General features: G+C 70.7%; 8 protein-coding genes. 6 read left to right on the plus strand and 2 right to left on the minus strand.

The window, feature by feature from the left end; genetic code table 11:
- Window positions 1-18 precede the first annotated feature (18 nt).
- The 6 genes from GA0070624_RS16550 to GA0070624_RS16575 all read left to right on the plus strand — a co-directional run bounded on the left by GA0070624_RS16550 (window position 19) and on the right by GA0070624_RS16575 (window position 9,764).
- Window positions 19-963 (plus strand): fumarylacetoacetate hydrolase family protein, encoded by a 945-nt coding sequence (locus GA0070624_RS16550; protein ID WP_245719161.1) that lies wholly within the window; start codon window positions 19-21, stop codon window positions 961-963.
- A complete protein-coding gene (locus tag GA0070624_RS16555) occupies window positions 960-2,168 on the plus strand; it encodes a DegT/DnrJ/EryC1/StrS family aminotransferase (protein WP_218105169.1) in 1,209 nt (402 codons plus the stop codon). Before GA0070624_RS16550 ends, GA0070624_RS16555 begins: the two co-directional genes overlap by 4 nt.
- A gap of 34 nt (window positions 2,169-2,202) precedes the next feature.
- The gene (locus tag GA0070624_RS16560) at window positions 2,203-3,522 is read left to right on the plus strand and encodes a helix-turn-helix domain-containing protein (protein ID WP_091342123.1); all 1,320 of its coding nucleotides are present in this window, start codon (window positions 2,203-2,205) and stop codon (window positions 3,520-3,522) included.
- Between the two features lie 271 nt (window positions 3,523-3,793).
- Window positions 3,794-5,743 carry a hypothetical protein gene (locus GA0070624_RS16565; protein WP_091342125.1) on the plus strand — a complete coding sequence of 650 codons (1,950 nt, stop codon included), beginning with the start codon at window positions 3,794-3,796 and terminating at the stop codon, window positions 5,741-5,743.
- Between the two features lie 819 nt (window positions 5,744-6,562).
- Window positions 6,563-8,005, plus strand: coding sequence for a ligand-binding sensor domain-containing protein (locus tag GA0070624_RS16570; RefSeq protein ID WP_176731726.1), 1,443 nt, complete (start codon window positions 6,563-6,565; stop codon window positions 8,003-8,005).
- A gap of 136 nt (window positions 8,006-8,141) precedes the next feature.
- Window positions 8,142-9,764, plus strand: coding sequence for a hypothetical protein (locus GA0070624_RS16575; RefSeq protein ID WP_091342129.1), 1,623 nt, complete (start codon window positions 8,142-8,144; stop codon window positions 9,762-9,764).
- A 51-nt stretch (window positions 9,765-9,815) separates the two neighbouring features.
- On the opposite strand, the gene GA0070624_RS35770 is transcribed toward GA0070624_RS16575, so the two are convergent.
- On the minus strand, window positions 9,816-10,031 hold the full coding sequence (locus tag GA0070624_RS35770; protein ID WP_245718825.1) for an oligopeptide/dipeptide ABC transporter ATP-binding protein: 216 nt from the start codon (window positions 10,029-10,031) through the stop codon (window positions 9,816-9,818).
- 95 nt (window positions 10,032-10,126) lie between these two features.
- The gene (locus GA0070624_RS16585) at window positions 10,127-11,722 is read right to left on the minus strand and encodes a hypothetical protein (RefSeq protein WP_141715054.1); all 1,596 of its coding nucleotides are present in this window, start codon (window positions 11,720-11,722) and stop codon (window positions 10,127-10,129) included.
- Window positions 11,723-11,950: the final 228 nt, after the last annotated feature.

An 11,950-nucleotide genomic window follows, 5' to 3' on the forward strand; every position in this document is an offset into this window, starting at 1 on the left:
CGTGAGGGGTTGATCACTGTGAGAATCGCCGGATTACGTACACCGGACGGACTCCGCGTCGGAATCGGCGTCGGCGACCTGGTCGTACGCGCCGACGTGCTCGGCCTGCACGCCGGCCCGGTGGCGGCCGCGACCCTGCCGCCCGCCGAACGGGAGCGCTGGCAGGCCGCCGCGGCGGCGCGGGCAGCGGCGGGACCGGACGGTGACGTGGTACAGCCACTCGACGAAGCTCCGCTCGGGCCGCCGGTCTGGCCCGTACCCAAGATGATCTGCCTGGCGCTGAACTACCGGGCCCACGCACAGGAGGGCGGCTTCACCCCGCCCGCTCGGCCGGTGACCTTCTTGAAGGGCCCGAACACCCTCACCGGACACGGGTGCGACGTTGTGGTTCCACCGCTGACCCGGCGGATCGACCACGAAGGTGAGTTGGCCGTGGTGATCGGCCGCCGGTCGCGGAACCTCACCGGGTTGACCTGGCGTGAGGCGGTGGCCGGGTACACGATCTGCAACGACCTCACCGCCCGCGACCTGCAACTGGATGACATCGAGGCGCGGCACCCCTGGGACCTGTCGAAGAGCATCGACGGCTACGGACCGCTCGGGCCGTGGCTGGTGACCGCTGACGAGGTCCCGGATCCGCAGGCCCTCGACCTCGAGGTACGGGTCGACGGTGAGCCGCGCCAACGGGGCGGAACCGATCAAATGATCTTCGGGGTCGGCGAGTTGCTGACGCGGCTCAGCGCGGTCATGACCCTCGAGCCCGGCGACGTGATCGCCACCGGTACGCCCGACGGCATCGGCCCGGTCCCGGACGGGTCCACGGTCGAGGTGCGCGTCGGTGACCTCGGTGTGCTGCGCAACCGGGTGGTGTTCGCACCCGCCGGGCCGACCGAGCCCGGGGCTCCGGCGGCGACCGTGCCGGCCGAGGCCGTCACCACCGGAGGAAGGGTGGTGCGGTCGTGATCCACTATCCGAGCGCGGCGGAGCCGGCCGGCCGCAGCTTCGGTGACGAGGAGGCCGCGGCGCTGGCCGAGGTCCTCGCCTCCGGGAAGCTCAACTTCACCGTCGGCGGCACCCAGACACCGGCCCTGGAAAACGAGTTCGCCGCCCTGCTCGGCATCGACCACGCGGTGGCCTGCTCCTCCGGTACGGCCGCGGTGCACCTGGCCGTCGGCGCGGTCGACCCAGCGCCCGGTGACGAGATCATCACCACCCCGTTGACCGACTTCGGTACCGTCATCCCGATTCTGGCGCAGAACGCGGTGCCGGTCTTCGCCGACCTCGACCCGGCCACCGGCCTGCTCGACCCGTCCAGCGTCGAGTCCCTGATCTCCGAGCGGACCCGGGCGATCGTCGCCGTGCACCTGTTCGGCGCGGCCGCACCCGTCGACGAGCTGCGCGACATCGCCGACTGCCGCGGAATCACTCTGATCGAGGACTGTGCGCAGGCGTACCTCACGGCGCTGCCCGACGGCCGACTCGCCGGCACCGTGGGACACGTCGGCTGCTTCTCGCTGCAGCAGTACAAGCACATCACCTGCGGGGACGGCGGTCTAGCGGTCAGCGCGGACCCGGAGCTTGCCGCCGCGATGCGCCTGTTCGCCGACAAGGGCTGGCCCCGGGCCACCGGCGAGCGCACTCATCTGTCGTTCGGGATGAACTACCGGATGACCGAGCTGCAGGCGGCGGTCGCGCGGGCCCAACTCGCCAAGCTGCTCACCGTCGTCGCGGACCGTCGGCGCACCGCCCGGCGCCTCGCCGACGCGCTGCGCCCGCTGGCCGGGATTCGCGTGCCGGCCGGCCTCGACCGGCACGCCGTGTGGCTGTTCCCGGTCGTGCTGGATGTGGACGCGGCGGGGGCGGACAACCAGGCGTACGCCAAGGCGCTGGCCGCCGAAGGCGTACCCGTGACGGCCGGCTACCTCGACCAGCCGGTGTACGGGTATCCGGCACTCGCGCAACGGCGCCTGTACGGCGGATCCGGCTTCCCGTTCACCAGCCCGCCGGCCCGCGTCGAGTTCCGCTACGGACCGGGCTTGTGCCCTCAGGCTGAGCGGCTGATCGACCGGACCCTGCTCGTGTTGCAGTGGAACGAGGCGTACACCGACGCCGATGTGGATGCCATCGCGGCGGCCTTCGTCCGCGTTCACGCGCGCCTGCGTGGGTAGTCTGCACACAGTTACGGAGACGGGAGTGTGACCGGTGGGGGAGGCGGGTTCCGAAGGGCTCGGCCACAAGCTGACCGTAGGCGTGGTCGGCACCGCCGACGTGGTGGCCACCACCATGCACCTAGGTGCGGACTTCGCCGACGGTCCGGTCGACTTCCGGCTCGTCGCGGTGGCATACGAGGACGAGGGAGACATCGCCCGGGAACTGGCCCGGGTCCAGCCCGAGCTCGACGTGTGCCTCTTCGCCGGCCCGTTGCCGTACGACCTGGCGCGCGAGGCCGGCGCCATCGCCGTACCCGCGACCTTCGTGCCGCTGTCCGGCTCAGCGCTCTACGGCACGCTGCTGCGTGCCGTCCTGGACGGCGGATACGACCTGCGCCGGGTCAGTGTCGACTCGGTGCCACGGCGGGAGGTCGACGAGGCGTACGCCGAGATCGGTGTCTCCGCTGACGACGTGCACGTGCTGGAGTACTCCGACCCGTCCTCGCCCAGCGCCTTCGAGTCGTTCCACTCCGAGCTCCACCTTTCCGGCACCACCACGGTGGCCCTGACCAGCGTGCGCTCGGTGGCGCAGCGGCTTACCAAGGCCGGGGTCCCCGTGCTGCTGGTGCGGCCCACCAAGGCGACGGTGCGCATCGCGCTGCGGACCGCGCTTCTGCTCGGGCTGGGCAGCCGCCTGGAGGAGTCGCAGATCGCGATCGGCATCGTGGAAGCGCCGGTGGGCGGCGGGGACTTCGGGTCGCTGCGGCTGGCGCTGCACGGTCTGTTGCTCGATGAGGCGCGCGGGATGGGCGCCACGGTCCTGCCCCGCGACGAACGCGGCTATTACGTGGTCGCCACGCTCGGCTCGTTGGTCGCGGCGACCGAAGACTTCGCCGTCCCGCCCTTCGTGGAGCGGGTGCGTGCGGAGTTGGGCATCGACATCGAGTTGGGCATCGGGTTGGGGGAGACGGCGCGCGAAGCCGAAGCCAACGCGCGGGCCGCGCTGATCCGCTCGCGCACCGACGGGGAGCACGACAGTTACCTCGTCGGGCACGACGGCCACGTCCTGATGCTTCCGTCGCGGCCCCGGGTGCGGCTGGCGGCCCAGAACGACGCGCGGACGAAGGCCGCCGGGACCCTCGCGCGGCTCGTGGCCGCGATCCGGTCGGACGGCGACATGCCGACGTCGGGCCCGGTCGTGGTTGACGCCTCCACTGTCGCGAACCTGCTCGACATCACGCCCCGCGCGGCCCGCCGGCTGCTGCACGCGCTCGCCGAGCTGGGGCTGGCCTGGCAGATGCCCCCGGCCCGCGCCGCCGGCCCGGGCCGACCTCGTCAGTCGTACCGACTCATGGTGGAACGACTCGGCTGAGCAGCCCGGCCGGACGCCGCGAGTTTCCGGCCAGGCGAGCGAGGACGCATCGCACCTGCGGGGCCTCGGCGCGAATCGTCGATCGCCTCGCCGCTGTGGTGTGGTTACGGACGAGACCATTATGAGCTAACCCTGCTCCCCAAGGCGAGTGTTCGCCCGGTGCCGGGCATCAAGAACCTGCCTCTCGCAGCTCGACCCATCGGTGGCTATGGAGTTTCGGCCTCGCCCGTAATAGAGTGCCCAGCACTTACGCAACCCGGGAGGTCACCTCGTGTCGTTATCGCGTCGTACCATCCTGCGCGCCACCGTCGCCGGCGCGGCGCTGACCGCGCTGCCAGCTGCACTGCCAACCGGCGTCGCCTCGGCGAGCAGCCCGCCCGAGGGCACCGTCACTGACCTCGGCCCGGCCAGCGTCACCAACGCGCTCGGCAACGCCGTCTTCGTCAACGGGCTCCTCTACGCCGTCACCCGGGGCCTCTCGCCCAACGCCGTCGGGGTCTACGACCCCGGCACCGACCGGGTGATCCGTCACTACGACATCGCGACCGGCATCGGCGCCTGGGCGATGACCGCCATCGGCACCGACGTCTACGTCGGGACCCACATCCCGTCCGACCTGTACCGCATCGACACCCTGACCCACACGGTCACGAAGGTTGCCTCCTTCGACGACCACTTCATCTGGAACATCGCCGCGAGCCCCGACGGCAAGATCTATCTCGGCTTCTCGGAGAGCGGTCGCGTCGCGGAGTACGACCCGGCCACCGGGGCCACCCGGGACCTGGGCCAGCCGGTGCTGGGCGAGCAGTACGTGCGCAGCATCGCCGCCGACGCCACCACCGTTTGGGCGGGCATCGGGGCGCACGCCCACCTGGTCGCCCTTGACCGGGCAACCGGGGCGAAGCGGGACGTGCTGCCGCCCGAGCTGCTGACCCGAGACTTCGTGGCGAGCATGACGATGAGCGACACCCACCTGGCGATGGGGATCTCGTCGGTCGGTGAGCTGCTCCTGGTCAACAAGACGGACCCGACCGACTACCGGATCGTCAAGGCCACGGCGCCCGGTGAGAAGTACGTGACCGCCACGGCGATCCTCGGCGACGACGTCTACTTCGCCGGCCGGCCGTCCGGCACCCTCTACCGCTACCGCCGCGCAACCGGGCAGGTCGAGGCGCTCGGTGTGCCGTACCCGGAGGCCGGCACGCCGGCGCTGCTCGCGTACGACGGCAAGGTCTGGGGCATCCAGGACGGCGCCCTGTACGTCTACGACCCGGCCACGAACACCATCGACTACCGCAACCTTGTCGAGCGCGGCTTCCGGGCTGCCCCTGAACAGCCGATGACGGTCATGTCCGACGGCCGCCGGGTGTACGTCAGCGGCAAGGGCGGCACCCAGGTGCACGACCGGTCCACCGGTCAGCAGACCCGGATCGGCATTCCCGGCGAGCCGAAGGCGATGGTCGCCGTGGACGGCCAGGTCTACATGGGGGTGTACACGCAGGCGCTGCTCTACGGTTGGCGACCCGGCGATGCCGAGGCGACGCTGCTCGCGCACATCGCGAACCGGCAGGACCGACCCCGCGACATGGTGTACGACGGGCCGTCGGAACTGCTCGTCATCCCGACCCAGCCCGAGCCGGGGCAGCCTGACGGCGCGCTCTCGCTCTACCACGCGCCCACCGGGACGCTGGACGTGTACCGGCCGGTCGTCGACCAGCAGAGCGTCTACTCGGTGACGACGCTGCGCGGCACCGCCTACCTCGGCACGTACATCCAGGAGGGGTTCGGCCTGCCGCCCGTCACCACCACGGCCCGACTGGCCGCGTTCGACCTGGCGCGGCGTCGCCTCGAGTGGCAGCTGGAACCGGTGGCGGACGCGACGTTCATCGCCGACCTGGGGCACACCGCGAACCGGATCTACGGGGTCACCGACACGGGGGTCCTGTTCGAGTTCGATCCCGCCCGCCGGAAGGTGCTGCGCACGGTGGAGGTCGGCGGACCGGGCGGTGACCTCGTGGTCCGCGACGACGTCCTGTACGGCACCGACGGCAACCGGGTCTACCGGGTCGACCTGGAGTCGCTGCGGGTCACCACGGTCGTCGACGGCCTGGCCGGCGGCTGGTTCGACGGCGCGAAGCTGGCCGCCGATCCGTCCGGCCGGGGCCTCTACACGCTGCGTGAGCGCAACCTGATCCACATCGCCATCGGTGGCCCTCGATGACCAGCCGTAGGGTCCGAGGGGCCCTCGCCGCCGCGCTCGCCGCAGCTCTCCTGGCCGGCTCCGAGCCTGCCGTGGCCGCCGCCGCGGGCGACCCGGAGCCCGGCAACGTCACCGACTTCGGGGTCCAGCAGAGCGCCCTGACCGTCTTCGAGGTGGCATACGGCAGCGATGCCGGTGGCCGCCCGGCCGCCTTCGCCGTCCAGATGGGCTCGCCGGGTGTGCTGAGCGTGACCGACCCGGTGACCGGGAGTTGCTCGACACCGCCTATCTGCCCGAATCCTCGGGTGCCTGGGGCGTCACCCAGGCCAGCGATGGCATGGTGTACGCGGGCAGCTATCCCAACGCCCACGTCTACTCGTACGACCCACAGAGCCGCGAGACCGTGGATCTCGGCGCGCCGGTATCGGGGCAGACCGTGCTGTACGGGTTCCGGCCGGGCGCCGACGGCCGGATCTATGGCGGCACCTACCCTGGGGCGCACGTGTTCTCGTACTCGCCCGCCGAGGGTTTCCGTGACTACGGCCCGATGTACGCCGGCGAGCAGTACGTCATCGATGTGGCGATCGACCCCGACCGCGACGTGCTCTGGGCGGCGATCAGTAGCCACGGGCACCTCATCCGGGTCGACCTGAAGACCGGAGAGAAGCGCGACATCTGGCCGGAGGCGCTGCGCGGCGACCCGAACGCTCCGGCCGACATCAACCTGGTCGGCGGGAAGCTGTTCGTCAAGCGCAGCAAGCTGCAGGCGCTCGTGCTGGACCCGGACACCGGTGCGGTACTGGCCGAGAACTTCACGATGAGCTCCCGCGCACCTCGACGGTGGCCCCGGACGGGCGGTCGGTCTACTTCACCTCCGGCACCCAACTCTGGCGTTACGATCTGCCGACCGACACGTACGGACCGGCGCTCGACGCGGCCGGCAAGCCGGTGGTCAGCGCCGGGCCCGGGGTCGGGTGGGGATTCATCGACGGCAAGGTCTACGCGGCGATCGGCAACTACCAGGGGCAGGCACTGTGGTACGACCCGGCCACCGGAGCGAATGAGCAGTACGTGCTGCCGTTCCCGCCGCAGGCGCTGGACATCAACAACATAAGCGCCGGCCCGGACGGGCGGGTCTACACGAACCTCTACATCAACGGCAATCTGTCGGTGCTCGACCCGACCACCGGCAAGGCGACCAACCTGGGCGGACTGGGGCAGGCCGACGGCTTCGGCTGGCACGGCGGGAAGATGTACCAGGGCATCTACCCGTACGGCGGCGTGCTCGAGTACGACCCGGCCAAGCCGTACGTCCGCGGCACGAACCCGCGGGAGCTGTTCCGGCTGCAGCCGGACGGGCAGAACCGCCCGATCACGTTCGCCTCGGCGGGCTCGAAGATCTACGTCGGCAGCACACCGGACTACGGCCTGTGGGGCGGCGCGCTGACCGTGTACGACACCGCGACGGGCGAGCGGGTCACGCACCGGGACATCGTGGCTGACCAGGGCGTGGTCGCGCTGGCCGTGATCGGCGACCGGCTCTGGGCCGGTACCTCGATCAGTGGTGGCGGGGGCACCGAACCGAAGGCGACCGAGGCGAAGCTCTTCACCGCCGACCTCGCCACCGGCGAGAAGATCGCCGAGTACACCCCGCTGCCCGGCGCCGACGCGATCACTTCGGTGGTCGCCGGCCCCGACGGCAGGATCTGGGGTCTCGCGGACGGGGAGCTGTTCATCCTCGACCCGGCGACCGGAGCCGTCGTCCACCGGCAGGACATCCCCGGCGACTACTCCGGGGTGCAGGACGAGCTAACGGTTAACCCCGCCGACGAGCACGTCTACGCCTCGCTCGACGGGAACCTGCTCAAGATCGACCCACTGTCGAAGGCGGTGACGGTGATTCGGGACGCGCAGACGTACCGGCTGACCCAGGACGCGCAGGGCAACCTGTGGTTCCGCAACGGGGTCAAGGCGGCGAACGGCGCGGTGCAGTACGGCTCGCACCTGCTGCGCTACGTGCCGGAGGCGGACGCCTGCCGGGGCTCGGACCTGCGGGCTCACGTGTTCACCGGCGACGTCGACTCCGGCGTGGCCAACCGATACGCCGCCGACGGCTGCACGGTCAACGACCTGATCCGTGACGAGACGAGCTGGGACAGCCACGGGGCGTTCCTCGCGCACGTCGCGCACGTCACCGCGGATCTCGTCCGCTCCGGGGTGCTGACCGACTCGGAGAAGGACGCGATCGTGGCGGCGGCCGGCCAGTCCGACGTGGGGGCCTGAGCCGCCGTGGCTGCCCGGGGCGGCGCCCCGGGCAGCCACGGCACCTGACAACCACGGCCGGATGCCCGCAGCGTCCGGGCCACCACCCACGACTGCGGCCCTGACTGTCGCAACAGGAGCACGTGCCGGTCCGCGCATGCGACCGGGTCTTTGCCCAGGGGGTACCTATGCGGCAAAACCTGCTCCACCGGGCAAGACCAGCAAGGTCATCCTCGCCCTGCTGATCCTGGTCGCCGCCCTGGCCATCGTCGCTCCGGCCCACCGCGTGGCGGCGGCCGCCGCCACCAGCGGCACCTTCACCGATCTCGGTCCGCAGGCCCGAGCGATCACCATCCACAAGGGAGCGGTCGGCACCGACGCCACCGGGCGACCGCTGCTCTACGCCGTCGTCTACGGCGACGCAGCGTCCGTCACCGAGCCCGGCACCTTCGTGGTGATGGATCTGAACACCCGCCAGGTGGTCAAATCCTTCCCATTGGCCGGTCAGACCGCCGCCTGGGCGATCACCGTCGACGACTCCAACCGTAAGGTGACCATCGGCAGCTACCGCGGTGGTCGGGTTTACCGGTACGACCCCGACACCCAGACCCTGGCGAATCTCGGCGCCCCGGTGCCCGGGGCGGTCGTGCTGTACGTGATGAGCGCGGGGCGCGGCTGCGCGGTCTACGGCGGTACCTACCCGGGCGCCGGCGTCTTCGCCGTCTCCGGCACCGGAACCCTGTACAACCTAGGCACCGCGTGGTCTGGAGAGACCCACGCCCTGTCCACCGCGCTGAAGCTGGACGGCACCGAGGACATCCTCTACATCGGCACCGGCGGCACCGGCCGCCTGGTCCGGCACAACCTTGGAACCGGGGCCAAGGCGGATATCCTGCCAGCGGCGTTCACCGGTGAGAAGGAGGTCTACGACCTGAACTACGTCAGCGGCCGGCTGATCGCCAAGATGCACCCCTCGCTCACCGCGGCGGTGCTCGACCCGGACACCGGCGCCGCCGACACCTTGACCGACGGTGACAGCGGACAGACCGTCATCACCTTTCCGATCGGCTCGCGCGGCGTCTCCCCGCTTGCCCCGGACGGGCGCTCGGTCTACTACACCGACGCGGACGGCCTGTCCCGGCTGGACCTGACCACCAAGACCTTCTCCGACGTCAAGGACTCCTCTGGCGCTGTCATCAACCTGCAGGGTTCGGCGATCGCCTGGGGGTGGGTCGCACTGAACGACCCGAACTACCCGCGGGGGATGGCGGCCCGATCTTCGGGCCGCCATCGCGGCAGACCTTTGTCGACGGCGAGGAGCTCGGCTACAACGTGGCCGACCAGGCTCTCGCCGACGAGGCGGTCGCGGTGCTGTCGCGCGAGGACGTGCACGCCTCTTTTGTCTACCTCGGCGACCCCGACCACACCGCCCATGACGGTGGCACCGGCGCGTTACATCAGCGCCATCGAGGCCGCAGACCGCAGGATCGGCCAGATCCTGGACGCCATCTCGACCCGCCCAAGCTACGCCGACGAGGAGTGGACGACGATCGTGGTCACCGATCACGGTCACCGCGACGGCGGTGGGCACGGTCAGCGGACCCGGTGGGAGCGGACGGCGTGGATCGCCGCTGCGGCCCCGGCATCCCCACCGGCGATGTCCACGCATGCCACGTCGACGTGGCGCCGCAGGTCCTCGCCGCGGCGGGCACGCCGATCCACCCAGAGGACGGCTTCTCAGGCGTACCCTTCGGCTCCCGGCCCGTCGCGGCCACGTTGATCCCTACGCCGTGACCAATCGACTGCGACGATTCGCACCGCCCAGCACCCGTTAGATGTTCGCTGGGGCGAAGTGACACGCGGCGGCGTGGCCTTCGGCCGGGGTGTCCAGGGTGGGGGTGCGCTCGCGGCACACATCGGCGGCGAGCGGACAGTGGGTGTGGAAGCGGCAGCTTGCCGGCGGGTCGACGGGGCTCGGCGGGTCGCCGGCGAGCACGATCCAGTCGCGGCCGCGATCGCGGGGGTGCCGTACGGGCACCACGGGCACGGCGCCAGTCCTCAACTCGTGCCTGACCGATGACGCATACTGCCGGGGCCGCTGGCCGGGGCGCCCCGTAGGGAGCCCCGGCCAGCAGCTCGGTGTCAGCGCACCCGCGCTCCGGTGCGGCTCGCCCAGTTCAGGTATGCCGTGGAGTAGATGGGCACCACCTGGGGCGCGGGATCGTTCTGCGCCATCAGCTGCGCCCCTGCGCGGATCAGCGTGTCGGTGTCACCGAACGAGGCCAGGCCCAGGTACGGCGGCACGATTGTCTCGTAGTACGGAATGCCGGTCCGGCCGCTGCCGTCGACGAACTCGGTGGCGGTCAGCCGGCCGTCGGGGGTGCGTTGCAGGATCCTCTGGTTGAGCGTACGGGCCAACGCGGTCATGTCCGCCGCGGTGATGCCGATTCCGGCCCGGTAGGCCACGGTCGCCATGGTCGCCTCGATGTGCCCGTGCTCGGTGTCCTCGGGCTTGGTCGTCGCACCCCGCACCGGGAAGTTCATCGAGACGTCGTCGGCGCGGGTCCAGCCGGTGTAGCACAGGCCGCCGCCCCGGTAGTACGTCCACGTCGCCGTGCCGTCGGGCTGGTGGCGAAGGTCGGCGACGAAGCTGCGGACCAGCTCCTCGGCCCGCCGCCGGTGCCGATGCCCGTGGCCGGCCATGTCCAGCTCCAGGTAGACGCGGGCCATCGAGCAGCTGTAGTTGTGCGGCAGGTCCGAGCCGTCGAGGTTGACCGGCGCGCCCTTGAGGTATCCGTAGTAGCCGCGTCCGTCGTCGGTGACCAGGTACTCCTCGTCGTGGACCGCTACCGCGGCCTCGGCGGCGGCGTAGTACTCGCGGGCCTTGTCGCGGTACAAGCGGTTCTTGTGTAGCTTCGGGGTGGTGTGCACGATCCGGGCGAACCAGGCGATCGGGTACGCGATCTGTCCGGTGTGGACACAGGAGTAGAAGTACGACGAGCTCATCAGTTGGGCCCCGGGCACCGGGTCTCCGGCGGCGTCGGACTGCGCGCGAAGGTCGTGCGCGGTGAGCTGGTCCTTGGTGGCGTCGAACGCGTCGTTGATCCGCCGCACCGCGTAGTCCGGACTGGTCGGATCCATCGTCAGGTTGTCGAAGGTGTTGACGGCGTTCTTGTAAACCTTGTGCGACGTGTCGATCCGGAACGTGCCGGGCAGGGTGCCGGCCGACACGGTCACGGTCATGCTCTCGGCGTAGGCGAGCGCGCTGACCAGGCGCAGCGTCGGCCGCCCGGCCGTGTCCACGAGGTCGAGGTGGCCGGCTGAGTACGGCCAGCCAGCCCGCCAGGCCGGCAGCGACTGGCCGCGCCAGTCGGTCACGCCGCGTACGGTGTCCCGGCTGGCCAGCACGTGGTCGATGTGGTCGATCGCCTTGTCCAGGTAGTACGGGTCGCGGTACGCCTCGTACATCAGCAGGTACGCCTGGAGCACATACGACTCGCCCCAGCCAAGCGCAGCCCGATCCTCGTTGAGGTCGGTCTTGCGCCCGTCGCCGTTGTTGAAGCCGAGGTCGAGGGCGTCGAACTTCGCGCGGGTGGTCCACTCGGCGGGTTCACTGGCCGCGGCGCGGCCGGGCAACAAGAGGCCGCCGGTGGCCAGCGCGGCCGCACTGGCGCCGGCGACCTTGAGTAGGCGGCGGCGCGTGGTAAGCGGGCCGCGTACGGGGGATTGGTCGAACACCTCCACCTCCATGGAAATCGATTGACAGCCAGGGTGAAGCTCCTCGGATGGACTGTCAAGAATTTAGGCCGTCCCAAAATCTTTTATTGACCGCCGTAACCGGAGTCCCTTAGCTTGCCATCGAAGGCAGGCTCGACAGGAAGTGCCGCGACCAGACGTGGCGGCACATCCCGCGCGACCCGTGCGGACGAGAGGCGCGCCGATGGGTCGCGCTGGCGAGGAGGGCAG

The sequence above is a fragment of the Micromonospora rhizosphaerae genome, assembly GCF_900091465.1.
Taxonomy (GTDB): Bacteria; Actinomycetota; Actinomycetes; order Mycobacteriales; family Micromonosporaceae; genus Micromonospora; species Micromonospora rhizosphaerae.

Bases quoted from the DNA above. Each gene is read 5' to 3' on its own strand.
- GA0070624_RS16575 (WP_091342129.1), top strand. From the start codon at position 8,142: ATGCGACCGGGTCTTTGCCCAGGGGGTACCTATGCGGCAAAACCTGCT.